The organism is Undibacterium sp. Ji83W (assembly GCF_049340385.1).
Classification (GTDB): domain Bacteria; phylum Pseudomonadota; class Gammaproteobacteria; order Burkholderiales; family Burkholderiaceae_D; genus Undibacterium.
Window position 1 is genome coordinate 165,236 of sequence record NZ_JBMPOZ010000005.1, and the last position, 25,231, is coordinate 190,466.

The 25,231-nt window shown below is 52.0% G+C and carries 22 protein-coding genes; 7 read left to right on the forward strand and 15 right to left on the reverse strand.

Going from position 1 to position 25,231, the window contains the following annotated elements; genetic code table 11:
• Nucleotides 1-453 precede the first annotated feature (453 nt).
• The 6 genes from ACO0LD_RS11425 to ACO0LD_RS11450 form a co-directional block, all read right to left on the reverse strand.
• Complete coding sequence (locus ACO0LD_RS11425) at nucleotides 454-798, reverse strand: hypothetical protein (protein ID WP_423006764.1); 345 nt, start codon at nucleotides 796-798, stop codon at nucleotides 454-456.
• Between the two features lie 76 nt (nucleotides 799-874).
• On the reverse strand, nucleotides 875-1,666 hold the full coding sequence (locus ACO0LD_RS11430) for a prohibitin family protein (protein WP_423006766.1): 792 nt from the start codon (nucleotides 1,664-1,666) through the stop codon (nucleotides 875-877).
• An 88-nt stretch (nucleotides 1,667-1,754) separates the two neighbouring features.
• A complete protein-coding gene (locus ACO0LD_RS11435; protein ID WP_423006768.1) occupies nucleotides 1,755-2,744 on the reverse strand; it encodes an isoaspartyl peptidase/L-asparaginase family protein in 990 nt (329 codons plus the stop codon).
• Between the two features lies 1 nt (nucleotide 2,745).
• Complete coding sequence (locus ACO0LD_RS11440) at nucleotides 2,746-3,693, reverse strand: MurR/RpiR family transcriptional regulator (RefSeq protein WP_423006770.1); 948 nt, start codon at nucleotides 3,691-3,693, stop codon at nucleotides 2,746-2,748.
• 362 nt (nucleotides 3,694-4,055) lie between these two features.
• Nucleotides 4,056-5,153: a tRNA 2-thiouridine(34) synthase MnmA gene (mnmA, locus tag ACO0LD_RS11445; protein WP_423006772.1), complete on the reverse strand. Its 1,098-nt coding sequence runs from the start codon at nucleotides 5,151-5,153 to the stop codon at nucleotides 4,056-4,058.
• On the reverse strand, nucleotides 5,150-5,641 hold the full coding sequence (locus tag ACO0LD_RS11450) for an NUDIX hydrolase (RefSeq protein ID WP_423006964.1): 492 nt from the start codon (nucleotides 5,639-5,641) through the stop codon (nucleotides 5,150-5,152). The genes mnmA and ACO0LD_RS11450 overlap by 4 nt, the downstream gene beginning before the upstream one ends.
• A gap of 452 nt (nucleotides 5,642-6,093) precedes the next feature.
• Between ACO0LD_RS11450 and ACO0LD_RS11455 the strand changes: the two genes are divergently transcribed.
• From ACO0LD_RS11455 to ACO0LD_RS11470, 4 genes are all read left to right on the forward strand, one after another.
• Entirely contained in the window at nucleotides 6,094-7,209 is a 1,116-nt protein-coding gene (locus tag ACO0LD_RS11455) for a Re/Si-specific NAD(P)(+) transhydrogenase subunit alpha (RefSeq protein WP_423006774.1), read from the forward strand.
• A 41-nt stretch (nucleotides 7,210-7,250) separates the two neighbouring features.
• Nucleotides 7,251-7,616 carry an aspartate 1-decarboxylase gene (gene panD, locus ACO0LD_RS11460; RefSeq protein ID WP_110255112.1) on the forward strand — a complete coding sequence of 122 codons (366 nt, stop codon included), beginning with the start codon at nucleotides 7,251-7,253 and terminating at the stop codon, nucleotides 7,614-7,616.
• Nucleotides 7,617-7,701: 85 nt separating this feature from the next.
• Nucleotides 7,702-8,025, forward strand: a complete 324-nt coding sequence (locus ACO0LD_RS11465) for an NAD(P) transhydrogenase subunit alpha (protein ID WP_423006776.1) — start codon at nucleotides 7,702-7,704, stop codon at nucleotides 8,023-8,025.
• Nucleotides 8,025-9,458: an NAD(P)(+) transhydrogenase (Re/Si-specific) subunit beta gene (locus ACO0LD_RS11470; RefSeq protein ID WP_423006778.1), complete on the forward strand. Its 1,434-nt coding sequence runs from the start codon at nucleotides 8,025-8,027 to the stop codon at nucleotides 9,456-9,458. Before ACO0LD_RS11465 ends, ACO0LD_RS11470 begins: the two co-directional genes overlap by 1 nt.
• A gap of 66 nt (nucleotides 9,459-9,524) precedes the next feature.
• Here ACO0LD_RS11470 and ACO0LD_RS11475 read toward each other — a convergent pair whose 3' ends face one another.
• From ACO0LD_RS11475 to ACO0LD_RS11495, 5 genes are all read right to left on the reverse strand, one after another.
• Nucleotides 9,525-12,671, reverse strand: a complete 3,147-nt coding sequence (locus ACO0LD_RS11475) for an efflux RND transporter permease subunit (protein WP_423006780.1) — start codon at nucleotides 12,669-12,671, stop codon at nucleotides 9,525-9,527.
• A gap of 20 nt (nucleotides 12,672-12,691) precedes the next feature.
• Entirely contained in the window at nucleotides 12,692-14,221 is a 1,530-nt protein-coding gene (locus ACO0LD_RS11480; RefSeq protein WP_423006782.1) for an efflux RND transporter periplasmic adaptor subunit, read from the reverse strand.
• 8 nt (nucleotides 14,222-14,229) lie between these two features.
• Nucleotides 14,230-15,510 carry a TolC family protein gene (locus ACO0LD_RS11485; RefSeq protein WP_423006784.1) on the reverse strand — a complete coding sequence of 427 codons (1,281 nt, stop codon included), beginning with the start codon at nucleotides 15,508-15,510 and terminating at the stop codon, nucleotides 14,230-14,232.
• Between the two features lie 146 nt (nucleotides 15,511-15,656).
• Nucleotides 15,657-16,013 carry a hypothetical protein gene (locus ACO0LD_RS11490; RefSeq protein WP_423006786.1) on the reverse strand — a complete coding sequence of 119 codons (357 nt, stop codon included), beginning with the start codon at nucleotides 16,011-16,013 and terminating at the stop codon, nucleotides 15,657-15,659.
• Between the two features lie 33 nt (nucleotides 16,014-16,046).
• Complete coding sequence (locus tag ACO0LD_RS11495) at nucleotides 16,047-18,350, reverse strand: heavy metal translocating P-type ATPase (protein ID WP_423006788.1); 2,304 nt, start codon at nucleotides 18,348-18,350, stop codon at nucleotides 16,047-16,049.
• A gap of 208 nt (nucleotides 18,351-18,558) precedes the next feature.
• Between ACO0LD_RS11495 and cadR the strand changes: the two genes are divergently transcribed.
• Nucleotides 18,559-19,005, forward strand: coding sequence for a Cd(II)/Pb(II)-responsive transcriptional regulator (cadR, locus tag ACO0LD_RS11500; protein WP_423006790.1), 447 nt, complete (start codon nucleotides 18,559-18,561; stop codon nucleotides 19,003-19,005).
• A gap of 28 nt (nucleotides 19,006-19,033) precedes the next feature.
• Nucleotides 19,034-20,101 carry a DMT family transporter gene (locus tag ACO0LD_RS11505; RefSeq protein ID WP_423006792.1) on the forward strand — a complete coding sequence of 356 codons (1,068 nt, stop codon included), beginning with the start codon at nucleotides 19,034-19,036 and terminating at the stop codon, nucleotides 20,099-20,101.
• A 21-nt stretch (nucleotides 20,102-20,122) separates the two neighbouring features.
• Here ACO0LD_RS11505 and rocF read toward each other — a convergent pair whose 3' ends face one another.
• Together rocF and ACO0LD_RS11515 are read right to left on the reverse strand one after the other, a co-directional pair.
• On the reverse strand, nucleotides 20,123-21,034 hold the full coding sequence (gene rocF, locus ACO0LD_RS11510; protein ID WP_423006794.1) for an arginase: 912 nt from the start codon (nucleotides 21,032-21,034) through the stop codon (nucleotides 20,123-20,125).
• 35 nt (nucleotides 21,035-21,069) lie between these two features.
• Nucleotides 21,070-22,149 (reverse strand): ornithine cyclodeaminase, encoded by a 1,080-nt coding sequence (locus ACO0LD_RS11515; protein ID WP_423006796.1) that lies wholly within the window; start codon nucleotides 22,147-22,149, stop codon nucleotides 21,070-21,072.
• 370 nt (nucleotides 22,150-22,519) lie between these two features.
• Between ACO0LD_RS11515 and ACO0LD_RS11520 the strand changes: the two genes are divergently transcribed.
• Nucleotides 22,520-22,975 (forward strand): Lrp/AsnC family transcriptional regulator, encoded by a 456-nt coding sequence (locus ACO0LD_RS11520; protein ID WP_162057814.1) that lies wholly within the window; start codon nucleotides 22,520-22,522, stop codon nucleotides 22,973-22,975.
• Between the two features lies 1 nt (nucleotide 22,976).
• Here ACO0LD_RS11520 and ACO0LD_RS11525 read toward each other — a convergent pair whose 3' ends face one another.
• Together ACO0LD_RS11525 and ACO0LD_RS11530 are read right to left on the reverse strand one after the other, a co-directional pair.
• The gene (locus ACO0LD_RS11525; RefSeq protein ID WP_423006798.1) at nucleotides 22,977-23,801 is read right to left on the reverse strand and encodes a response regulator; all 825 of its coding nucleotides are present in this window, start codon (nucleotides 23,799-23,801) and stop codon (nucleotides 22,977-22,979) included.
• A 68-nt stretch (nucleotides 23,802-23,869) separates the two neighbouring features.
• On the reverse strand, nucleotides 23,870-25,012 hold the full coding sequence (locus tag ACO0LD_RS11530; RefSeq protein ID WP_423006800.1) for an HD-GYP domain-containing protein: 1,143 nt from the start codon (nucleotides 25,010-25,012) through the stop codon (nucleotides 23,870-23,872).
• Nucleotides 25,013-25,231 lie beyond the last annotated feature (219 nt).

Sequence of the window (25,231 nt, forward strand, 5' to 3'; positions counted from 1 at the left end):
ATTTCACGTAGGTTGGGCTACGCTTTATCAGCCCAACACTGGGCTTATCAAGCACGTATTCGTCATTACGAAAGCTGGAGTCCAGCGCTCCAGTGGTTTTCGTTGCATTGCCGTACTTTGTTTAAAGCGATTGCCCTCCGTAGAACCAAGCCGGGTCTCGGCCCGGCGGCCGAAATTCTTTCTTTGCGTCGCCAAAGAAAGAACTCAAAGAAAGGCGACCCAGGCGTAGCCGCCCCTGCGGGGTTCCCGTTTGTGCAGTACAAAAAATGGGAAATGCCCGAAACTCGCTACGCTCAGACAACGTTCATTTCTTGATCCATTTTCTGTACTGCACAAACGGCGCCTACACATGGGAACTGCGAAAAACCAAAAGCAACCCCAAAGTCAAACCTAACAGCAGCAGCAACAGCAACAGCCCAATTTGCCCGCATTTCAGATTACAACAATTCTCCCCTACCGCGACTTCCTCTTAAAAATCCCCAGCACCACAACCAGCAATAAAACCGGCAATAAAAACGGCGAAAAGATCATCAAAAGCAAGCCACCTATCAACACCGCAAAACCCACGAGCAAGAACGATACACCGGCAATCACCAGCCCCGCCATGATCATGGCAAAGACGATGGCGACCAGTGCAACAGCGATGCCGCCGATGGAAAAACCATTGTCAGAAAAAATATCAAAATCATCCGGACTCCAGTCCAGGTTTAAATCGATGGGGCTGTCCATGACATACCAGATGACTAGCAAGAGTATGCAAAACGCGGTGAAACGGGCGGATGATTTTTGGTCTGACATGGCTGGCTTGCTCCTCGCTTATTGCTGAATATTTACCGACTTATTTAACAACTTACTTTGCAACTTATTTGCCAGCTCATTTCCCAACATTAATGAAGGGGATAGCGCCACCAGTCGTTGTTGGCAAATGGCCATCCCATTTTTCTATGGCCTTGGCCTGGTTCTCGGTTTCACGCAGGCGTAGCAGTTCTGGTGTGACTTGCTGTCTTTGCAAGGCCAGGGCTTCCGCCTCAGCACGGGCGCGGGATACTTTTTGTTTGGCTTCGACTTCTATCCTTTGCAGGTCACGCTCGGCCTTCATCTTCAGTTGATCAGCGGTGGTCTTGGCTTCAATCGCTTCATTGAAGGTGCGGCTGAAGTTGAAATTGACGATGGAAAATTCATCGACCACCAGGCCGTGTCTTGCCATACGTTCTTTCAAGGCCAGGATGATTTCATCGCGCACTTGTGAGCGGCGTGAGATCAATTCTTCAGCGGTAAAGCGGGCGGTCACAGCCTTGACTGCTTCTTGCACGCTGGGGATGATAATGCGCTCGCCAGGTTCGTTACCAAGGTCACGAAAGACCGATACCACTGCATCTGGCCTGACGTGATAGTTGATAGCGATCTTGGTGTGCACGGTCTGTAAATCCTTGGAAGCAGCATCGCCGTCACCTTCACCTTTTTGTATGGCGACGGAGACTTTTTGCAATTTCTGGGCGATAGGCCAGACCCAGTGTATGCCTTCACTGTAAACCTCATCCGAGGGTTTGCCAAATGTTGTCAACACACCGCGATGGCCAGCGGGGATAGTAGCGAAGGGGCTGAAGATGAACAGGACCAACAAGACGATCAGGCCGACCGCAAACTTGGGAAGAAAATTACGCATGATTTTTTAAACTCAGGGAATGAAAACAACCGCAGTATAGGTGTTTTTTACATAAGTATTCCCGGTAATCGGAAGGCAAAACTACCGCTTATTTTATTTGCTCTGAGCTTGCATAAATCGCAGCAAATGCTGCTTCGCCTGTTCGATGGTAAGCACGGTACATGCCTTCGGTATTGAAAGGCATGACGATATTGCCAAGCCTGTCTATGCCTATGATGCCGCCCTGGCCTTCATACAAGGGCAGTTTATCCATGACGACATTGTTGGCAGCCTGTTCCAGGCTAAGTCCCAGGTATTGCATCTGCGCGGCAATATCATGCAGCGCCAGACTGCGCATGAAGGCTTCACCGGTACCTGTTGCAGATAGGGCAGCGGTCTGGTTATCGGCATAACAGCCTGCACCCAGCATGGGGGTGTCACCGACGCGGCCAGGCAGTTTGTTGGTCATGCCACCGGTAGAAGTGGCTGCAGCCAGGTTGCCATGCACATCCAGCGCGACAGCGCCTACCGTGCCAAATTTTTTATCGGGATCAAGTGGTGCAGGTTTAGATGAAATGTTCAGCAAATTCGCTGCATCATGATCGAGCAGCACGCCAGATTCCTGCCTTGCACGTTGTAATTGAGCGTGGCGCTCTTCAGTATGAAAGTAAGATTGGTCTTCGAATTGCAGGCCGTGCTGGCGCAGGAACTCTTCTGCGCCTTTGCCCACCATCAAGACATGCGGGCTGTGCTCCATGACGGCTCTGGCAGCGCTAACGGGATTGCGCACATGCTGTATGCAAGCGACGGCACCTGCACGGCGGGTTTTACCATCCATGATGGCGGCATCCATTTCCATGGTGCCAGCATTGGTGAATACCGCACCTTTGCCTGCGTTGAAAAGCGGGCAATCTTCCAGCAGGCTGACGGCCAGGCTCACTGCATCCAGCGCGCTGCCACCCTGTGCCAATAGATCATTGCCCGCAGTGACCACAGACCGCAAGGCATGCAGATAACGGGCTTCCTGTTCCGCAGTCAGGCTGCTGCGCAAGATCGTGCCAGCACCACCGTGGATGGCGATAGCGGCACGTGCACTCATCTTAAGCCGGCCTGTCCATGTCGATGATCTTGCTGGCTGCAGCTGCCTGCGATTTGCGGGTGGTGGCATTTGGTTCTTGATACAGCCATGGCAGCATGAACTTGGTCATTTCAGATGCCGCATGCACGGGGGCTTTGGCCTGATGGGCGACAGCACTGCAGATCGCTTCTATCAGGCACAGAGCTGCGCCTTCAGAATTCGGTGAGAAATTACGCCGGGTTTGCGCATACAGGGTGATATTCGCCAGCGAAGCCAATGGTGAGCTTGGTGCATCCGTCAGCGCCAGGATGGGCACACCCTTGTCGCGTAACTGCTGCAAAATGGTCACCACATCTTCTGCATAGCGCGGGAAAGAAATGCCGATGACCAGGTCACGCTCCGTGTATTTGAACAATTGGCGCGCGACATTGGATGGCCCGCCTGAGCCCAGTGTTGATTGCACGGTATTGCAAAATGGGTCCAGGCTATGCGCCATCAGGCCAGCCAGAAAGGCGCTGGCACCGTAGCCGACGATGTAAATTCTTTCCGCATTCAGGATCTGGCGTACCGCCTGATTACACAAATCGGGAGCCAGGCCGCGGCGGGTAGCTTCCAGATTGGCCATGTCTTCGTTGAGAGAGCTGGAAATGATTTCTGTGCTGGTGGCAGGGCGCTGGATTTCGCTGCGCAGATTATCGATAGGTGCCAGCATGGCTTCAAAGCCATACACCAGTTCAGCACGGAATTGCGGATAACCTTCAAAGCCCAGCGCCCTGGCAAAGCGATTTGCCGTGGCGACCGAGATGCCGACGGCATTTGCCAGCTCATCGATAGACATGGTGGCTGATCGAAATACATTCGACAGCACATAATCGGCTGCTTTTCTGTGCGCTTTTGACAAGTTCATATAGACCTTGCCTATGCGCGCATTAACAGTACCACCCAGGGATTGCGTATCAGGACGATTCATATCGGCTGGCTTTTCCGGTGAAATAGAAATGTAAATATAATTTCATCGATTTAAATTGTAAAGAAATGAATCGTGTCAAATCGATGAATGTCTCTCTCCGTACATATTTTGGATAATTTGGTCTATTTAGGAGATTTGTCAGAATAAACAAAATACATCAAATTTTGTTCTGAATTTACCTGAATTTACGCAAGCTAATGGTGGTGTAATTGAAAAGATTGTCGGCATTTATGAAAGCGAATTGAAATAGATTTGATTATTTACCAAGTGGTAAAAAATGCCCGCCGACAAATGCCCACAGACATGTAGGCATACAATTTTGTGGCGATCGTTTGCTGGAGATTGACTGTCAGCAAAATGGCTTAGCGGCTGGCTGCATCGATAATCCCACCACCCAGGCAAACATCACCATCATACAAAACTGCAGACTGGCCAGGGGTGACCGCCCATTGCGCTTGCGGGAAGTCCAGTTGAAAGCGCTCAGTGTCACCACTGAAATGACAGGCGACATCAGGCTGGCGGTAGCGCGTCTTGGCAGACAGGTCGCCAGCTTGCGGTGCTTCACCCGCCACCCAGCTGACTTGTCCCGCTTCCAGACCTGCAGACAAAAGCCAGGGATGATCATGGCCTTGCACTGCATACAGGGTGTTGGCTTCTACATCTTTTTTCGCCACATACCAGGCGTCGCTGCTGCCGTCGGCATTCTGGTGCGACTTGATACCGCCTATACCTATGCCTTTGCGCTGGCCCAGAGTATAAAAACTCAGGCCTACATGCTGGCCTATGATTTCACCTTCCGGCGTCTGGATATTGCCTGGCTTATACGACAGGTAACGGTTAAGGAATTCACGGAAAGGGCGTTCACCAATAAAGCAGATGCCAGTTGAATCCTTCTTCTTCGCATTCGGCAACTGCAATTGTTCGGCTATCTTGCGTACTTCTGTCTTCTGGATTTCACCGAGCGGGAACAGGGTGTTTGCCAGTTGTTTCTGGTTCAGCCTGTGCAGGAAGTAGCTCTGGTCCTTGCTGGCGTCCATTGCTTTCATCAACTGGAACTGGCCATTCATTTCACGCACGCGGGCATAGTGGCCGGTTGCAATGTAATCGGCACCCAGCTTCATGGCGTGGTCAAGGAAGGCCTTGAACTTGATTTCGGCATTGCACAGCACATCCGGGTTGGGTGTGCGGCCAGCCTGGTATTCACGCAGGAACTCGGCAAAGACTCGGTCCTTGTATTCGCTGGCAAAATTCACGGCTTCGATATCGACGCCGACGACGTCGGCAACGCTGACGGCATCTATCCAGTCTTCACGGGTGGAGCAGTATTCTGAATCATCGTCATCTTCCCAGTTTTTCATGTACAGGCCGATGACTTCATAGCCCTGTTCTTTCAGCAGCCATGCCGAGACGGATGAGTCAACGCCGCCTGACATGCCTATCACTACTTTTTTCTTGCTCATTTTTGCGGTTCCAAGTTTCCAAGTGCGCTTGGATGGGTAAACAACAGGGACAGCGGCGCGCGCTTGCCCTGCAAATAATCGTCTATGCATTGCATCACCAGAGGGCTGCGATGCCTGTCTTGTGCCGCCACGATCTCCTCGTAGCTCATCCACACGGTGCGCAAGATGCCGGTATCGAGGGCGCGGTCGTGTGCTGCGCCCAGTTCGCCGGTAAATGCGAAGCGCAGATAAGTGACTTCCTCACCGGTCTTCGGTGAAATGAAGCGCGACAGATATGTGCCTATCAATGCGGTCGGTGTGAAGTCGTGCGCGGTCTCTTCCAGCGTTTCACGGATGACGGCTTGTTGCAGGCTTTCATCGGGGTCCAGATGACCGGCGGGCTGGTTGATGCGCACGCCATCAATAGTTTCTTCTTCAATCATGAAAAACTGTTGGTCGCGCTCAATAATTGCGGCTACAGTGACGGATGGTTTCCAAATGGCAGACATGGCTTCTCTCGGTAAGTCCGACATTTTACTTTGCCGTCAAATTTTGTGTGGCAAACCAGCAAATTTGAAAGCGAATTAGCTAATGCGTAATTTATCTATATCTCCTTATTTTTACGCTTTCACCATATTTTGATTTTGCACCAGACTTGAATAGTTCCAGATTCGGCTTTCAAGTGACTGTTTTTAAAGGAAATAATTTAGTTTTATAGGCGTTCGTAGGGTACCCTGGGCATGATTCTTTAAAGAAATTTGCAGAAAACACAAAAAAGTGAACGGTTGTGCTAAAAAACATTTTGCGTGTAATATCGTTGTCGAATATCAAATGTAAGATTCGGGTAAGGATACTAGTGGCCCGCATCAGCAAAAAAATAATGGGATGATCAGAGCTTACCCTTGACCATTCCAGCACGAAATTGATACACCAATATTCATACTAAAAAGGGAGCAAATCTATGAAAATCGGCATACCCGCCGAGTCACGGCCGGGGGAGACGCGTGTAGCGGCAACCCCAGAAACCATCAAGAAATATGTTGCAGCCAAACACCAGGTGATCGTGCAGTCTGGTGCAGGCGTGGCTTCCAGTATTACTGACGAGGCTTACCAGGCTGCCGGTGCGGAAATTGGCACGCTTGCCGATGCACTGGGCGCTGAGCTGGTCTTGAAAGTACGTGCCCCCAATGCAGAAGAACGTGCCCTGATGAAATCAGGTACGGTGCTGGTCGGCATGCTCAATCCTTTTGACGCAGACAATATTGCGGCAATGGCCACACACGGCCTGTCCGCATTTGCACTCGAAGCTGCACCGCGCATTACCCGTGCGCAGTCGCTCGATGTCTTGTCTTCGCAAGCCAATATCGCCGGTTACAAGGCTGTCATGCTGGCCGCCAATACCTATCAACGTTTCATGCCCATGCTGATGACTGCGGCAGGCACGGTCAAGGCCGCACGCGTGTTGATCATGGGTGTGGGCGTGGCCGGTCTGCAAGCGATTGCCACGGCCAAGCGCCTGGGTGCAGTGATTGAAGCATCGGATGTACGCCCACCAGTCAAGGAACAGGTTGAATCCCTGGGCGCAAAATTCATCGACGTGCCTTATGAAACCGATGAAGAACGTGAGATCGCCAAAGGCGTAGGCGGCTATGCCCGCTCCATGCCAGCAGCGTGGATGGAAAGACAGGCAGCACTGGTGCATGAACGTGCCAAGCAGGCTGACATCATCATCACCACAGCCTTGATCCCTGGCCGCAAGGCCCCGATCCTGATCTCGGAAGAAACAGTAAAAGCCATGAAGCCAGGCTCAGTCATTGTCGATATGGCGGTGGAGCAGGGCGGCAATTGCCCCTTGTCTGAACTCAACAAGACGGTCACCAAATACGGTGTGCACATCATAGGCGAGCCTAACCTGGCAACCCTGGTGGCGGCTGATGCCTCGGCCCTGTATTCCCGTAATGTGCTGGATTTCCTCAAGCTCATCATCGACAAGGATGCTGCGCTGGCGATTAACCGTGAAGATGAAATTATCGCGGCCACACTGGTATGTTCGGCTGGCGAAGTTTTAAAGAAATAGAGTCAAGTTTTTAGTTACAAGTATCAGAAAGTAGAACGACCATGCAAAGAAATATGCTCCGCGCCAAAATTCATCGCGCAACTGTAACCCAGTGTGACCTGCACTACGAAGGATCGTGCGGTATAGATGAAGATCTGCTCGACGCTGCCAACATCATCGAAAACGAACAGATAGAGCTGTATAACGTCAACAACGGTGAACGCTTCTCCACTTATGCCATCAAGGGCAAACGTGGCAGCGGTGAAATTTCACTCAATGGCGCTGCAGCCCGCCGCGTACAACTGGGCGATTTGATGATTATCTGTACCTATGCGCCGATGACAGAAGAAGAAGCAAAAGCGTATAAACCGAATGTCGTTTTTGTGAATGGCAAGAATCAGATCACCAGTATTAAAGAGTATAAATAACCTGGCCGGGGCAGTATGCAAAGTCTTGCTTGCCCCTACCTATCTAGCGATTTGCATGTCTCAATCCAATTAAAGAGAGGACATCATGGAAGTTAGTCATACCCTTACCAACCTCATCATCTTCGTGCTGGCAATTTATGTCGGTTACCATGTGGTGTGGACAGTAACACCAGCCCTGCACACGCCTTTGATGGCGGTGACGAATGCTATTTCTGCCATCATCATCGTCGGTGCCATGCTGGCCGCCGGTTTGACCGAAGGCCTGCTGGCCCAGGTCATGGGCACTGCCGCCGTGGCACTGGCTGCAGTAAATGTATTCGGCGGTTTTCTGGTCACCCAGAGGATGCTGGAAATGTTCAGGAAAAAAGAGCCTAAGGCCGTTGCCCATGCTGACAAGGAGGGCAAATAATGAGCATGAATCTGGTAACGATGCTGTATCTGATCGCATCCGTTTGCTTTATCCAGGCCCTCAAAGGTTTGTCGCATCCTTCCACCGCACGTCGTGGTAACAGCTTTGGCATGATAGGCATGGCAATCGCAGTCGCGACCACCATTGCCCTGATCGTCAAGCTGAAAAACGAAAGCGCTGGTGCAGGTCTGGGCTATGGCCTGGTTGCCATTGGCGTCATCGTCGGTGGCGGCATAGGTGCAACTCTGGCCAAACGCGTAGAGATGACCAAGATGCCGGAACTGGTCGCAGCGATGCACTCTTTGATCGGTCTGGCAGCGGTGTGTATCGCCGTGGCCGTTGTGTCCGAACCCTGGGTATTCAATATCGTTGAAAGAGACCAGCCTATTCCCTTCGGTAACCGTCTGGAATTGTTTATCGGTACTTTTGTCGGTGCGATTACTTTCTCTGGTTCTGTCATCGCTTTTGGTAAATTGTCGGGCAAGTACAAATTCCGTTTGTTCCAGGGCGCACCCGTCAGCTTCAGTGGTCAGCATCAGTTGAACCTGGTATTGGCAATTGCCATGTTCGGTTGCGGTATTGCCTTCTGTGTCACGCAAAGCTGGATACCCTTCATCATCATGACGGCTTTGGCCTTCGTGCTGGGTGTACTCATCATCATCCCTATCGGTGGTGCTGATATGCCGGTGGTGGTGTCTATGTTGAACAGCTATTCTGGCTGGGCTGCTGCAGGTATCGGCTTTTCACTGAATAACTCCATGCTGATCATTGCCGGTTCGCTGGTGGGTTCTTCTGGTGCCATCCTGTCTTACATCATGTGCAAGGCGATGAATCGCTCTTTCTTCAATGTGCTTTTGGGTGGTTTTGGTGGCGAAGCGGTTACTGCCGCTACAGGTGGCCAGGCACAGCGTAACGTCAAGTCAGGCTCTGCTGATGACGTGGCTTTCTTGCTTGGTAATGCAGAAACTGTCATCATCGTTCCTGGTTATGGCCTGGCGGTTGCCCGTGCCCAGCATTCCCTGAAAGAGTTGACAGAAAAACTGACGCACAAAGGTATTACAGTCAAATACGCAATTCACCCTGTGGCGGGGCGCATGCCTGGCCACATGAATGTCTTGCTGGCAGAAGCTGAAGTACCTTATGACCAGGTATTCGAGATGGAAGACATCAACAACGAATTTGCTCAGGCTGATGTGGTACTGGTATTGGGTGCAAATGACGTGGTTAATCCTGCGGCAAAAGATCCTAAGTCTCCTATCGCTGGCATGCCTATCCTGGAAGCCTACAAAGCCAAGACCGTCATCGTCAACAAGCGCTCCATGGCTTCTGGCTATGCAGGCCTGGACAATGAATTGTTCTACATGGATAAAACCATGATGGTGTTTGGCGATGCCAAGAAAGTCATTGAAGACATGGTGAAGGCTGTTGAGTAATTAGCTGAACCAAGCTGAGTCATATAAAAATGCCCGGGAGCGATATTCGCTCCCGGGCATTTTGTTTTAGCCTGGATTACGTTTATCCGTCCTGCGATGACTTAGCTGATACAACAAAGGCAGCACCAGCAAGGTCAGCAGGGTGGATGACAGTATGCCGCCTATCACCACCGTCGCCAGTGGCCTTTGCACTTCAGCCCCTGTGCCTGTCGCCAGCGCCATGGGGATGAAACCCAGCGATGCTACCAGTGCCGTCATCAACACCGGGCGCAGGCGTGTCAATGCACCTTGCTGGATGGCATTGTCCAATGCCATGCCTTCTTCACGCAGGCTGCGTATATAGGCAATCATCACCAGGCCATTCAACACCGCAACGCCAGACAGGGCGATAAAGCCTACACCGGCTGAAATCGACAACGGTATATCACGCAACCACAGTGCGACGATGCCGCCAGTCAGGGCAAACGGTACGCCTGTGAATACCAGCAGGCCATCCCTGATATTGCCAAACATGGCGAACAGCAGCATGAAGACCAGCAGCAAGGCTGCGGGTACGACGATTTGCAGGCGTTGTGATGCAGACTGCAATTGCTCGAACGTGCCGCCCCAGGTGGTCCAGTAAGCCGTTGGGACTTTGACTTTTTGTGCCAGTTGTTCCTGTGCTTCTTTTACAAAAGAACCGATGTCGCGGCCACGCACATTGGCGGTGACCACGACACGGCGCTTGCCATCTTCACGGCTGATCTGGTTGGGGCCGGGTGCCATGTCTATGCTTGCCAGGTCCGCCAGGGTAATGAAACTGGCTGCTCCATTTTGTGCATTCGATACATTCGGCAAACGTATCGGCAGACGCCTGATGGCATCGATATCGCTGCGCACATTTTCTGGCAAGCGCACAACGATATCAAAACGGCGGTCACCCTGGAACAGGGTGCCAGATTCCTTGCCACCTATTGCTGCAGAAATCACGTCCTGCACATCGCTGATATTCAAACCCAGCCTGGCTGCTTTTTCGCGGTTGATGTTGATGCTCAACATCGGCAGGCCAGTGGTTTGTTCCAACTTGACATCGGCAGCACCGGGGATTTTTTCCAACACCCTGGCAATCTGCTCTCCAGTGCGGTTCATGATATCCATGTCGTCACCAAACACCTTGATTGCGACGTCACTGCGCACACCAGAAATCAGTTCATTGAAGCGCATTTGTATGGGCTGGGTAAATTCATAATTATTACCCGGCACTTTTTCCACGGCTTCCTGTATCGCTGCTAGCAGATCATCCTTGCTGCGCTTGGGATCTGGCCATTGCTCTTGTGGCTTGAGCATGATGAAGGTGTCAGCCACATTCGGTGGCATCGGGTCTGTCGCAATTTCTGCTGTACCCAGCTTGCCAAAGACTTTGTCAACTTCGGGGAAGGTGCGTATAACATGTTCGAGTTCTATCTGCATTTGCAATGCCTGGCTCAGGCTGGTGCCGGGTATGCGCATGGCATGCAGGGCGATATCGCCTTCATTCAGGCTGGGGACAAATTCACTGCCCATGCGGCTGGCCAGCAAGCCACTTAGTGCCAGTACCACCACAACGATGCTCAAGACCAGTGTCTTGCTTTGCAGTACAAAGTCCAGCATGGGTTGATATAGTTGTTTGGCCCATAGCATCAGGCGGTTTTCTTTCTCGCTGACGTGTTCACCGATGAACAGGGCGACTGCCGCAGGGATGAAAGTCATCGACAAGACCATCGCGGCAATCAGGGCAGCAACCACAGTAAATGCCATGGGGTGGAACATTTTACCTTCTACACCGGTCAGCGCAAAGATAGGCAGGTAGACCACCATGATGATTAACTGGCCAAACAGCAAGGGGCGGCGGGCTTCTCTGGCTGCAGCGAAAACTTCCTGCAGGCGTTCACTGCGGTTCAGGGTACGTCCGGCGGTGGCTTGTGCATGAGCCAGCCTGCGCACGCAATTCTCGACGATGACCACGGCACCATCGATGATGATGCCAAAATCCAGCGCACCGAGACTCATGAGATTGGCACTGACCTTGTTGCCCACCATGCCGGTAAAAGTGAACAGCATCGCCAGCGGTATCACCATGGCGGTGATGATGGCTGCACGGATATTCCCCAAAAACAAAAAGAGGATGGCAATCACCAGCACGGCGCCTTCCAGCAGATTTTTCTTTACCGTATTGATGGCCTTGTCGACCAGCACGGTACGGTCATACACTGTGCTGGCAACGATGCCGGGCGGCAGGCTGCGGTTGATCTCAGCCAGTTTTTTTGCCACGTCCTGCGATACCTTGCGGCTGTTTTCACCTATCAGCATGAACACCGTTCCGAGCACGACTTCACGGCCATTTTCAGTGGCTGCACCCGTGCGCAATTCACGGCCTATGCTGACTTCGGCAATATCGTTGATGCGGACAGGAATATTTTTCTGGCTGCTGACAACAACATTGCGTATGTCATCCATGGAAGCCAGTTGCCCCGGTGCCCTGACCAGGTATTGTTCGCCACGTCTTTCTATATAACCCGCGCCGACATTGCCATTATTTTTTTCCAGTGAGGTGACGACATCTTGCCAGCTCAAGCCATGTGCCACCAGTTTTTCTGGCGATGGTGCAACCAGGAATTCCTTGGCATAGCCGCCTATGGTATTGATCTCGGTCACGCCCGTAACATTGCGCAGTTGTGGCTTGACTATCCAGTCCTGTATTTCACGCAGATCGGTGGCGGTGTAAGGCTGGCCGTCGGCCTTGAGTGCACCTTCCTTGCTCTCGACTGTCCACATGACGATCTCGCCAAGGCCGGTGGAGATAGGTCCCATGCCGGGTTCTATGCCTGCTGGCAGCTTGCCCTTGGCTTCCTGTATGCGTTCATTGACGAGTTGGCGGGCAAAGTAAATATCGGTGCCATCCTTGAAGATGATGGTCACTTGCGACAAACCATAGCGTGACAGTGAACGGGTCTGTTGCAGGTTAGGCAGGCCAGCCATCACGGTTTCTATGGGAAAGCTGATGCGTTGCTCAGCCTCCAGTGGTGAGTAGCCGGGGGCAGCGGTATTGACCTGCACCTGGACATTGGTAATGTCAGGCACAGCATCAATCGGCAGGCGCTGGTAACTGAAAATGCCCAGTGCTGCCAGCGCCAGCGTCAGCATGATGACCAGCCAGCGCTGCGCTATGGAGAATTGTATGATTTTTTCAAACATGATGTGTTTTCCTCATGCTCTTAGTGTTCATGACTGGCGGCAGCTTTGCCCAGCTCAGCCTTGATCAGGAAACTGTTTTTTGCGACATAGGCTGTACCGGCCTGCAAGCCCTTGCGTATTTCTGTGTATTTGCCGTCGCTACGGCCCAGTTCCACGGGTCTGGCTTCCAGCTGGTCACCATAGCTGGCAAACACCGTGGCTTGCTCGTCTATGATTTGTATGGCTTCATTGACGATCGCAACCGGCACCTCCACTTCTGCTGACAGCAGGGCCACATTCACCGTCAGGCCGGGATACCATACACCCTCGGTATTTGGCAGCAGCAAGCGTGCCTTGGCCGTGCGGGTTTGTTCCCCCATGACGGCACCCACATAGCTGAGCTTGCCTTCTGCCGTTGCATCAAAGGCATTGGCGCTGACCTTGGCGCTCTGGCCTGTCCTGACATTGTTGAGGTCTTTTGCTGGTATCGCGATTTCTACCCAGACACTGCTGAGATCAGCCACCGTAAAAATAGCTGTATCATCTTTGAGTGACTGGCCCATGCTGATATGCTTTTCGGTCACTGTGCCTGCGATGGGTGAACGGATTTCATAGCGGTTCAGATTACCCTTTGTAGCCATACCTGCACCCAGGGACGCCAGTTTTTGCTGCGCACTTTGCAGGGTGATGTCGGCTTCCTGCATGGTATTGCGGGCATGCAGGTAATCCTGCTCGGCAGAGATTTTTTCTTCCCAGAGTTTTTTCTCGCGTTCAAAATTACTGCGTGCCAGTGCATGGCGTTTTTGTGTTGCCAGCACTTCTGTACGCAAGTCCACCAGTGCCTCGCTGGATATCACGGCCAGAAGTTGTCCTTTGCTGACCTTGTCACCAGCATTGACAGTCACGCTTTCCACCATGCCTGCGAGACGCGGCACGATTTGCAGCATGCGGTCTTCGTTCAGGCGTACCTCACCCAGTAAATTCAAATTGCTTTGCAGTTTCACTGCGCCTGCAATTTCTGTCTCCACGCTATTTTGCTTGCGCTTCAGGGCATTCATGCTGACGCGACCCTCTATCTGTTCATAATTGAACTGATAGCTTTTGCCCGCATGCTGGGCAGTGACGCTGGCTTTGAAGGAATGCGGTTCTTCGACTATCGCATCGCTTTTCAGATAATTTTTTTCTTCACTGAACTTGAAGTTTTGTACTGCCCCGCCCAGACGCTCCAGACTGACGGTGACGTTATTGGCTGCAGGTGGCAGCGGCTTGCCATCCTGGTAGGTATACAGGCGAAATTCTGGTGCCGTGTTTTGCTCGAAGATAGTCACTTCCAGCGCATAGCCATCCTTGCTGAACAGCTTGCCGCCATGCGGGCCTTTGGTGGCAGCTTCGGCTTCACTGGCTTCGTCATGATGTTCTTTGTCGGCATGTTCAGCCTGCTCTGCATGGCTGCCATGCTCATCGTTTTTTTTCGTTTTGCCTGTGCTCAGTATCAGCGCAGCCAATATTGCGCCTATGAGGATAACGATGACGACTGGTACAGCAGTTTTTTTATTGATATTCAGTTTCATACAAAATCCTAAAATGAAGAGGTGGCGGTGAACAGGCTGAATTCACTGTCACCTATGTAAGCCTCGATATCTGCAGCGGCGCGCTGGGCTTCTGACAGGCTGCGCAAGTATTGCGCCCTGGCTTGCAGCAATGAGCGCTGGGCATCCAGCACGTCCATGAAATTGAACTTGCCGTATTCAAAGCCCTTGATGGCAAGCTCATATGCTTGCTGCGCGCCGGGCAGCAGGTCCTTCTTCAGCATCTCAGCTTCCTCCCTGGCCAGGCTCAGGCGTTGATGGGCTTGCAGTACCTCGCCGTGCAGGCGGTTTTCTGTGGCTGTTAATTCATCCCTGGCTTTGTCTGCTCGGCTCAGGGCTTCCTGCAAATTGCCCTGGTTGCGGTCAAACAGGTTCAGCGGGATGCTGATGCCGACTATGGCCTGGTTGCGGCCCGTTTGCAGTTCACGCTTGTTGCCTATGCTTAAAGTCAGGTCCGGTATTTGCCTGCTTTTTTCCAGTGCAGACATGGCCAGTCGTTTGTCCACTTCCAGTTGTGCGCGTTGCATCAATGGCGAGCGTGCCAGGGCTTGCGTCAATTTTTGCAAGTCGGGCAAGGCAGGCAGGGTATGGAATTCAGCCTGCAGTTGCAGCTCAACAGCCAGTTTGCTACCCATGGCTGTTGCCAGACCTTGCCTGGCCATCAGCAATTCGCTATTGGCTTGCGCAAGCTCTACACGCACCCCAGATTCTGCGATGCCTGCCCTGGTGGCTTCCAGTGGCGGGATTTTGCCGAGGCTGACCTGGCGGCTGGCAGCATGGCTGGCCCGCTGTGCCAGTTCAAGTGAAACTGTCGCCAGACGCTGGCGTTCTTGTGAAATCAGCACAGCAAAGAAATGTGTGGTGACTGCCGCCCTGATTTCTGCGGATTTGATCGCCAGTTCATTCAAGGCAGCGCTGCGACTACGCTCGGCGACGCTGATTCGTGCGCTGCGTTTGCCGCCCAGTTCCAGAGGCTGATTGATTTGTATAGTGGTGCTGCGGCTGTCTTGCCTGGCATCTTCCATAAGGACAGACAGTTCCGGGTTGGGCATGACACCAGCCTGGCGCAAAGCGCCGTCACTGGCTTGCACTTCATGCCTGACTGCAGCGATGTCAGGATTGTTGGCAAGCGCCTGTGCTATTGCTGTAGTCAGGGTGATCACGCCAGCGTTGGCAGAGGACGATGGGTTTTGTGCCTGTGCTGATGCTGGAAGCAGCGTTGGGCACAGTAGTACAGCCACTACCGCGAGTGGCAAGAATAATTTTTGCATGGCATTCTCCTGAAAAAACGAAAAGGAAGAATCCAGCAAGTAGCTGTCAAATTTCTAGCTTTGGAAATGCCTTATACGGCACGCAAGAAAATACGTGACGAAACACAACAGCAAAGAAATGAATGTAGACAGATGCCTCGCCGGACTTAGGCGAAAGCCATCCATTTGGGACGTTCAGGTTGCGCCAGAAAAGGCGCAGGAGTCTGCAGTGATGCTGCAGTGAGTTGGTAAGTCATCAACGCTGATTTTGTCAGCGGCAGATTGGATGAATGCGCACCCAGTGGACTATGTGCGCACGACGCGCAATCTGGGTGGGACGCTGCTTTTTTTGCCGCTGATTTGTCTGCATGTGTTTCGCCATCTTGCGCTTCATGCTCATGCGGGTGATGCCCAAAGTGTTGCGAAGTCTTGTCCGTCTCATGCATGCAATACGCACTCGCCACCGACCAGCTTAACTGGAGAGTGAAAGCGACTATGATCATGAGGATGAACTTTTTAAGCATGATGCGAATTATAAACCCTAAAGTACATTGTCATTATTTTAGACGACGGACTAAGCGCAAGCCATTGAAGATGACTAGCAGGCTCGCACCCATATCAGCAAATACTGCCATCCACAAAGTCGCCACACCCATCACTGCCATGACCAGGAAGGCCAGCTTGATACCCAGTGCCAGCGCGATATTCTGTTTCAGTATGGCGGCAGTCCGTTGGCTCAGGCGAATGAATTGCGGGATCTTGCGCAAGTCATCATCCATCAGGGCGACGTCTGCAGTTTCCAGGGCTGTATCGGTACCTGCTGCACCCATGGCAAAGCCTATGCTGGATTTTGCCAGCGCTGGCGCGTCATTGATGCCGTCGCCGACCATGCCGACTGTGCCGTGATTCGCAAGTTCGTCGTTGATGGCGGCGAGTTTGTCTTCAGGCAGCAGATTGCCACGTGCGTCATCAATGCCCGCATTTTTTGCGATGGCTTTTGCAGTCATTTCATTATCGCCAGTCAGCATGACAGTGCGTATGCCCAGCGCATGCAATTCTGCAATTGCCTGGCGGCTGCTTTCACGCATAGTGTCTGCCACGGCGATTACCGCCAAGGCCTTTTCTTCATCGGCAATGATCACGGCTGTCTTGCCTTCCGCTTCCAGCGCAAACAGTGCCGCCTCGGTAGTCGGACTGCAAATCTTGAGTTCTTCTATCAGACGGTGATTGCCGAGGTAATACCATTTACCCGCTATCTGGCCTTTGACGCCACGGCCTGCAATCGCCTCAAAATTAACAACCTCCAATGCGCTGCTGCCTTGATTTGCTGAATAGGCAGTCACTGCACCTGATACCGGATGATCAGAGCGATCAGCCAGGCTGGCTGCGAGTTGCAATGCCGTGGCCTGGTCACCGTCAAGCAATTTGACATCAGTGACAACAGGTTTTCCCTGGGTGATGGTGCCGGTTTTGTCCAGTGCCAGTGACTTCAGCTTACGGCCTTCTTCCAGATATACGCCACCCTTGATAAGTATGCCCGCCTTGGCCGCAGCCGCCAGCCCGCTGACTACAGTCACCGGGGTAGAGACCACCAGCGCACATGGGCAGGCAATCACCAGCAAGACCAGCGCCTTGTATATCCAGACCATCCATGGCAGCCCCAGCAACAGCGGAGGGATGAACATGACGCCCAGTGCCAGGACAAACACGATGGGTGTATATACCTTGGCAAAGCTGTCAACAAAACGTTGTGTCGGCGCACGGCTGCCTTGCGCCTCTTCCACCGCATGGATGATGCGTGACAGGGTGGAGTCAGTTTGTGCAGCAGTGACACGGTATTCAAAAGAACCGGTTTCATTGATGGTGCCGGCAAACAGCTTGTCACCGATTGTCTTGGCAACCGGTATGCTCTCGCCCGTGATGGGGGCCTGGTTGACTGAGGATTGGCCCTTGCTGAGTTCACCATCCAGCGGGATGCGTTCACCCGGAGCAACTCTTACCGTAGCGCCTATGGCGATAGTTTTGGCCGCAATATCCTGCCAGCTACCATCTGCCTGCAAGACGCTGGCAGTTTCTGGCGTCATTGCCATCAGGCCGCGTATGGCATTACGGGCGCGGTCCAGCGACATTGCTTCTATGGCTTCTGACAGACTGAACAAGACCATGACCATGGCAGCCTCTGGCCATTGTCCTATGATCAGCGCACCGGTGACGGCGATCGTCATCAGGGCATTGATGTTCAGGTTCAGGTTCTTCAGTGCTATCCAGCCTTTTTTATAGGTGCTGGTGCCGCTCAGCAGTATCGCCATCGCAGACAAGAGCATGACGGGCCAGGCTTTTTCTGCGCCGCTGATATAGGCATAGGTTTCGGCGAGTACCGCAGCTACGCCGGCAGCTCCCAGCAACCACCATTTGTGCGTAAGGTTTGTTGGTGTGATGGCGGCTGCATCCTCATTGTTTTTGCCATCTTCGCTTAACAGCACGGCTTGCATGCCTATGGAAGTCAGGACAGCCTGTATCTTTGCCTGGTCTTCCATCGTATGGCTGACCGTCAGTTTGCGTTGCATGAGATTGAAATCAAGCTGGGCTATGCCGGGCATGGGGCTTAGCTTATTGCGTATCAAGCCTTCTTCTGTCGGGCAATCCATATTTTCTATGGAATACACCACGGTCGATGTACCGGCAGGCGCTGCTATAGGCTTTTCATTCTCCGGCGCCACTTTGACGTCACCGTGATCACAACAGCTATGCGCATGCTTGTGCGCTGGTTCATGCTTATGTTCATGACCATGTTCATGAGTGTGCCCATGATGATGTCCATGGTCGTGCCCTGAATGATCGTGTTGATGCTGATGCGCCATGCTGACTCCGGAAAAGAGGTATAGTGAGTATTAGACACCCTGTAGCAGGTATAGAGTCAAGCACTGATATGGAAATATGGACTTACGCAAAACCGCCCCAGCTGCGTTGCAGCTCCTAGCCGTACTAAAGTACTGTCTTCGTCGCTGACGCCTTGCTGGGACAATTTTGCGTAAATCTTTGTAATATTAAAATGATTGAGGTACACAAATGGAATTGAAAATTGGCGAATTGGCAAAACGCTCCGGCTGTCTGGTAGAAACCATACGCTACTATGAAAAAGAAGGCTTGCTGCCACAGGCAAGCCGCTCACAGGGTAATTTCCGACTGTATGGCGAAATGCATGCAGAGCGCCTGCAATTCATACGGCATTGCCGTTCTCTGGATATGACGCTGGATGAAATACGCCAGCTATTGCAGTTCCGCGATGCGCCTGAGGACAATTGTTCAGAAGTAAATGCCTTGCTCGACAAGCATATAGAACATGTTGCACACCGCATCAGGGAATTGAAGGGACTGGAGTTGCAGTTAAAGTCCCTGCGCAAGCTATGCACCAGTGCGCAGGCAACAAAGGATTGCGGTATTTTGCAAAACCTGGGTACGGCGGAAGAACATCCGGTGCGTAATCTGGGTAGCCACGGTAGCGGCTGTCATTGATGGTGAGTGATATTTGCCGGAAAAATATATGAAATATCATGTCATGAATAAAGGCGTTATTTACGCATTGCTGGCAGCCGCCTTGTTTGGCGTCAGCACACCATTCGCCAAAACCATGGTGGCGGATATTGCCCCAGTCATGCTGGCGGGTGTCTTGTATCTGGGCAGTGGTCTGGGTTTGCTGCTGATTTTTATTTTGCGCGCCGCCATTTTTCATCACAGGCAGGATCAATGTGTGCCACTCACCCGGCCAGATTTGCCCTGGCTTGCCGCTGCCATTCTTACCGGCGGTATAGCAGGGCCAGTATTGCTGATGGTAGGTTTGACGCTGACTCCAGCTTCCACGACGTCGCTGTTGCTGAATATGGAAGGCGTGTTGACAGCAATGCTGGCCTGGTTTGTTTTCAAAGAAAATTTTGACCGGCGCATCTTTCTGGGCATGCTGCTGATCGTGGTGGCAGGTGTGCTTTTATCCTGGGAACAAGCGCCCGTATTGGGAGTACCCTGGGGGGCTCTGGCCATCATGGCGGCCTGCCTGTGCTGGGCCATTGACAATAATCTGACCCGCAAGGTGGCAGCCAGTGATGCCTTGCAAATTGCTGGCATCAAGGGTTTGGTTGCCGGTACTGTCAATCTCAGTATTGCCTTGTTCTACGGGTATCAACTGCCCCAGGCTCATACTTTGTTGTCGGTTGGCATGATCGGGTTTTCTGGCTACGGCCTTAGCCTGGTCATGTTTGTATTGGCGCTGCGGCATTTGGGGGCGGCACGTACCGGGGCGTATTTTTCGTCGGCGCCCTTTGTCGGCACAGCCATGTCTTTACTCTTGTTGAGTGAACAGCCTGGCAGCATGTTCTGGCTGGCAGCGGTTTTGATGGTGGCGGGTATCTGGCTGCATCTGAGCGAAAATCATGAGCACGAACATGAGCACGAAGCCTTGCTGCATGTGCATGAACATACGCATGACCTGCACCACCAGCATGAACATGATACTGGCTGGGATGGCACCGAACCGCATGTGCATCAGCACCAGCACCATCCAGTAAGGCACAAACATCCGCATTACCCGGATATGCATCATCAGCACGTACACTGATGACGCATATTCTTTCTGGTATTACATCCTGACCAGCGTTGATTTGCCAAACAGGCTTTCGATCAAATCAACTGCCAGCACGGCAGTCTGGTTGCGTACATCCAGTGCCGGGTTCAGTTCTACTACATCCAGCGATGCCATCAGGCCGGTGTCGGCAATCATTTCCATGCACAACTGTGCTTCGCGGTAGCTGGGGCCGCCTAGCACTGCCGTGCCTACGCCAGGAGCGATGCCTGGGTCCAGGCAGTCGAGGTCAAAGCTCACATGCAGATGGGTATTGCTGTCGAGATTCGCCAGTACGGAAGACATGACATTGCGCATGCCATATTCATCGATGTAGCGCATGTCGAAAACCTGCATACCCATTTCATGAATGAACTTGCGTTCACCATCATCGACACTGCGTATGCCTATCAGGCGTATGTCGGTAGGTTGTATGGCTGGCGTCTGGCCGCTATAGTTGATCAGCTCCTTGGGGCCATGACCCATGAGGCAGGCGACAGGCATGCCATGGATATTGCCGGTAGGGCTGATGGTCGAAAGATTGCTGTCGGCATGGGCATCAAACCACAAGACACGCAATTTCTTGCCAACACGGCGGCAGTGGGCTGCCACCGCGCTGATGGAACCTATCGCCAGGCAATGATCACCACCGAGCATCATGGGCATGTGGCCATCTTGCAAGGCCTTGTCGACGGCGTCATACACGGCCTGGTTCCAGTCTATCGCCTCTTTCAAGTGGCGTAGACCATTCACTGGTTGTTCCCAGGGATTGGCCGGACCATGCAAATTGCCAAGGTCGATGACTTTCAGGCCGCGTGCCGTCAAAGCCTCGTTCAGGCCCGCCACACGTAATGCGTCGGGCCCCATGCCCGCGCCTCTGACGCTTGCGCCTACATCGGTAGGCGCTCCAATTAAGGAAATGGTTTTCATTCGTTTCTAGTGTAATGCCTGGGTCAACATTGACTTCAAGCGTTTATTGGTACTGCACATTCTGTATTGCTACGGGCAGGGCTGGCAACATTGCTGCTTGTTGCTGCCATCCCCATACCAAACAGGTCTTTCGGGTTCATCATTTCAGGGATCAGATCCAGTACCGGTGAGTTGGCCTGCATGACATATTTTTCCAGGTAACGCATGGCAGAAAAATCTTCCAGCGCAAATCCTACAGAATCAAATACCGTGACTTGCTCTGCATTGCTGCGACCTGTGGCATTACCTGCCAGGATAGTCCACAACTCAGTCACTTTGAAGTCCGCCGGCATTTGCTGCAATTCACCTTCTATGCGCGATTGCGGTTCATATTCCACCACCACATGCGCGTTATTCAAAATATCCGCATGCAATTCTGTCTTGCCTGGGCAATCGCCACCTACGCCATTGATATGCATGCCGGGTTCTATCATGTCCGGGGTCAGTATGATGGCATTGGTTTTGTCTGCTGTCACTGTGGTCACGATATCCGCGCCCTTGACTGCCTCGGCAGTTGAACTGGCACGTATCACGCGTAATTCTGGATACATACGCAAATTATGAATTAATTTGTCGGTTGCTGCAGGGTCTATGTCATATACGCGCAACTCTTTGATGCCCAGCATGGCATGAAAAGCCACTGCCTGGAATTCACTTTGCGCACCATTGCCTATCAGGGCCATGACGCGGCTGTCTGGCCTGGCCATGTAAGTCGCTGCCAGAGCAGAGGTGGCAGCAGTGCGTATGGCAGTTGTCAGTGTCAGTTCTGACAGCAGGCGAGGGTAGCCGGTATTTACATCCGCCAGCACGCCAAATGCAGTTACCGTCAGCAAACCAGCCTGGGTGTTCTTGGGGTGTCCATTGACGTATTTGAATGAGTATTGGCTACCGTCAGAGATGGGCATCAGTTCTATGACACCCACGTCTGAGTGATTGGCTACACGTGCAGACTTGTCGAATGACTGCCAGCGCAAATAATCCTCCTTGATCATGCTAGCCAGACGCGCAATGGCATCTTCCAGCCTGGTCTTCTTCAAGTGGTTTTGCATTTCTTTCGTGCCGATGAAGGTCACCATGTTGTTCTCCGTGTTTACCGTATTTACAGTATTTATATATAGGGACTTGCGGGAACACATTTCAGAGGCTATTGCGAAATCACCCTGGTTTTCCTGATGTTGCGAGACTTCCATTCACTCTTTCAAATAAGAGTGAGGTTTTTGAAAATCCACCAGACCCATTTCGCATCAGGCTCTTGCGCACCTGTTGTGCTATGTATTCTGTTTACCATTGTAGCCAGCCGGGCAAAGAATTAGATTGCTAAATAAGATGTAAATTTCATGTAAATAGAAATTAAATTTCATTTATTGATAATTAATGTGTTTTAATTTCTCATTTATGGAAAATGACAAAATATCCTGAAATTCGGGATGTGATCGGGAGGCGAAAATGGATGTGTATGACCGCAGTATCTTGCGTCACTTGCAACAAGATGGACGCATGAGTAATTTAAGCCTGGCTGAGCGCATACATTTGTCCGCGCCACAGACCCTGCGCAGGGTCAGGACTCTCGAAGAAAAAGGGGTAATACGTGCCTATGTCGCGCAGGTTGCCCCTGAGGCGCTGGGCCTGGGCGTGATGGCATTTGTGAACCTGTCACTGGACCGCGAACAGTTTCGCAATGTGCGCGAGGTAGAACGGCAATTGAAGGCCTTCCCTGAAATCATAGAATGCCACACCATCTCCGGTGACTTTGATTACATCCTCAAGGTGGTTGCCAGTGATTTGAAAAGTCTTTCGCAATTCCTGACCGATACCCTGATGCAGGTGCCGGGTGTTGCCTCTCTGCGGTCGATGATTTGCATGGAAGAAATCAAACCCGTCAGCGGCTTGCCGATAGACTAATTTATCTTTGCTTGCGCAGATTACGATAACGTTCTGCCCTGCTGGCGATAGTCGAAATCAGCTTTTCCGGGTCTATGGGTTTACTGAGAAAATCATCTGCGCCGGTTTCTATGGCGTTCATCTCTTTTTGTATGTCACTGGATAAAAAGACGATGGGTACATCCAGATAGCGATTATTTTGCCTGATGATTTGCGCCATTTCCAGGCCATTGCAGACTGGCATGTTCAAATCTGTCAGCACCAGCTCAGGTTTGAATTTTTTCAGGGAATCAAGAATTTCACTGGGGTCATTGATGGATCTCACATGCATGCCAGCGCTGCTCAGTATGGCATCGAAATAGGCGGCCAGCATTTCATCATCATCGACCACCAGTATGCGATAGGCCAGCACTTCATTCTTGGCGATTTTTTCATCTATCTTGGCGCTCAGTGCTTCGACATCCAGAGGTTTGAGAAAGTAGCCTGCAGCACCTTCCCTGACAGCGGCCAGCCGCTGCGTGAAATCATCTATCGCCGAAATGTAAATGATGGGGAAGTTGCTGATGACCCGGTTGCCCATTTTCTTTCTCGCCGCCATTCCTGCCGGGCTATCCACGTCTATGATCAGCGCCTGCGGTATCCTCACCATGATGGCAGATTGCAATTCATCTGCTTCGTCAAAGCAGATGACTTCATGATGATACATTTCCAGAGTTGCGGCCAATTGCTGGCCTGCATCGTTATCAGAGAAGTACAAATACACCAGGCTGCGATAATCTGGATTGTTCAACTCTTCGAAACTTTCTTCACTGCTGATTGTGGCAGACTCAGGGAGGTCGTTATTCATGATAGTGGCTACTTGATTCCGGTGGAAAGAGCAATCGTCATTTGTCCGTGCAGGTCAGACTGGTGTTTTCATAAGCGGGCGATATCGCCCCATAAATGACGCATGGTAAATTTGACTGATACCTGGTCGCGGTGCAAGACTTCGCGTATCGCCATCAGGGGTTTTTGCGTGTCGCGCCTGAGTGGCATGGATAACGGTGTGCCGCGTGGCCCCAGAAGGGCGTGTACATAAGGTGTGGTTGTGGTCTCCCCTTTGCCCGTCACCACGGCAATTTCGCCACTTTCCAGCCTGACGAAAGTACCTATGGGGTAGGTGCCCAGTTCCTTGATAAAAACCGTGACCAGCATGGGGTCGATCTTGGATTTACCCTCTACCAGAATATCGCGCAATGCCGCATTCGGCAGCATGGATTTGCGGTAACTGCGTGCACATACGCGTGCGCAGTAACGGTCGGCGAGGGAAATGATCTTGGCATTTTGCGGGATGTCCGCGCTGGTTTTTTTGGCCGGGTAACCACTGCCGTCTTCACTCTCATGGTGATGCAAAACCCAGGATAGCCAGTCTTCGTTGTTGATGCCTGCGGCACGCAGCATGGCGACGCCAGCTTCAGGATGTTGCGAAATCAATTCCTGTTCTGCCGCATTCAGTGTTTCGCTTTTCTCTTGCAGTTTCTCTTGCTGCCTCAGCATGGCGACATTCATGGTCAGTGCGGCAGCGGCCAGCAAGAGCATTTCGTCTGCAGGTTTTTTGAGTGTACGGGCAATCAGCAGGGACACTACTGCAGTATCGACAGAATGCCGGGGGCCATAGTTGTCGTCCTGATTCAGCAAGATGCAACCCAGCGCCACATCGGGTGCCATGAAGACTGCTGCGCCCATTTTTTTTGCCAGGGAGATAATCTGCGCTTGTACATCGGCTTCGGTATTCAGGTTATAAACCAGCCTGCGCAATTCCGTGCGCACTGCATTGATGGTGCGTACGACCGACGGGGCTTCACTGGCTTTTTCTGCAGGTTTGCCATCGCTACGCAAGCCACCCTCTGATTTGCCGGTATCTGCGAACAAGCCACGTTCTATCAGAGCAGATACCTGACCGGCATGGGTGACAATAAAGCCTTTGCGTAATAACAGGCTGCCATCGCTGCCATAGACATCCCAGGGCAAAGCCTGGCCTATGACGATGTCAGACATCCCTATACGTCTGGTTGACATGCACACCTCGGACGGTGAATGATGCTGGGGATTAAGCTTGCAGAAGTGCCCTATACATACAATTATCCTAGCAGAAATCTTTGTCCGTACTTGTTATCAAATGTCAAGATTGGATGAATCCGTTGCAGCCTTGCACTTGTGCACTGCACAGCAATTTCTTGACAACTGAACGGATATTGATGGAATGTCTGTATCTTGCTTGTGTCTTGCCAGTGTTTT

Coding starts and splice junctions, on each gene's coding strand:
- ACO0LD_RS11425 (WP_423006764.1), bottom strand. CDS start 798: ATGTCAGACCAAAAATCATCCGCCCGTTTCACCGCGTTTTGCATACTC.
- ACO0LD_RS11430 (WP_423006766.1), bottom strand. CDS start 1,666: ATGCGTAATTTTCTTCCCAAGTTTGCGGTCGGCCTGATCGTCTTGTTG.
- ACO0LD_RS11435 (WP_423006768.1), bottom strand. CDS start 2,744: ATGAGTGCACGTGCCGCTATCGCCATCCACGGTGGTGCTGGCACGATC.
- ACO0LD_RS11440 (WP_423006770.1), bottom strand. CDS start 3,693: ATGAATCGTCCTGATACGCAATCCCTGGGTGGTACTGTTAATGCGCGC.
- mnmA (WP_423006772.1), bottom strand. CDS start 5,153: ATGAGCAAGAAAAAAGTAGTGATAGGCATGTCAGGCGGCGTTGACTCA.
- ACO0LD_RS11450 (WP_423006964.1), bottom strand. CDS start 5,641: ATGTCTGCCATTTGGAAACCATCCGTCACTGTAGCCGCAATTATTGAG.
- ACO0LD_RS11455 (WP_423006774.1), top strand. CDS start 6,094: ATGAAAATCGGCATACCCGCCGAGTCACGGCCGGGGGAGACGCGTGTA.
- panD (WP_110255112.1), top strand. CDS start 7,251: ATGCAAAGAAATATGCTCCGCGCCAAAATTCATCGCGCAACTGTAACC.
- ACO0LD_RS11465 (WP_423006776.1), top strand. CDS start 7,702: ATGGAAGTTAGTCATACCCTTACCAACCTCATCATCTTCGTGCTGGCA.
- ACO0LD_RS11470 (WP_423006778.1), top strand. CDS start 8,025: ATGAGCATGAATCTGGTAACGATGCTGTATCTGATCGCATCCGTTTGC.
- ACO0LD_RS11475 (WP_423006780.1), bottom strand. CDS start 12,671: ATGTTTGAAAAAATCATACAATTCTCCATAGCGCAGCGCTGGCTGGTC.
- ACO0LD_RS11480 (WP_423006782.1), bottom strand. CDS start 14,221: ATGAAACTGAATATCAATAAAAAAACTGCTGTACCAGTCGTCATCGTT.
- ACO0LD_RS11485 (WP_423006784.1), bottom strand. CDS start 15,510: ATGCAAAAATTATTCTTGCCACTCGCGGTAGTGGCTGTACTACTGTGC.
- ACO0LD_RS11490 (WP_423006786.1), bottom strand. CDS start 16,013: ATGCTTAAAAAGTTCATCCTCATGATCATAGTCGCTTTCACTCTCCAG.
- ACO0LD_RS11495 (WP_423006788.1), bottom strand. CDS start 18,350: ATGGCGCATCAGCATCAACACGATCATTCAGGGCACGACCATGGACAT.
- cadR (WP_423006790.1), top strand. CDS start 18,559: ATGGAATTGAAAATTGGCGAATTGGCAAAACGCTCCGGCTGTCTGGTA.
- ACO0LD_RS11505 (WP_423006792.1), top strand. CDS start 19,034: ATGAAATATCATGTCATGAATAAAGGCGTTATTTACGCATTGCTGGCA.
- rocF (WP_423006794.1), bottom strand. CDS start 21,034: ATGAAAACCATTTCCTTAATTGGAGCGCCTACCGATGTAGGCGCAAGC.
- ACO0LD_RS11515 (WP_423006796.1), bottom strand. CDS start 22,149: ATGGTGACCTTCATCGGCACGAAAGAAATGCAAAACCACTTGAAGAAG.
- ACO0LD_RS11520 (WP_162057814.1), top strand. CDS start 22,520: ATGGATGTGTATGACCGCAGTATCTTGCGTCACTTGCAACAAGATGGA.
- ACO0LD_RS11525 (WP_423006798.1), bottom strand. CDS start 23,801: ATGAATAACGACCTCCCTGAGTCTGCCACAATCAGCAGTGAAGAAAGT.
- ACO0LD_RS11530 (WP_423006800.1), bottom strand. CDS start 25,012: ATGTCAACCAGACGTATAGGGATGTCTGACATCGTCATAGGCCAGGCT.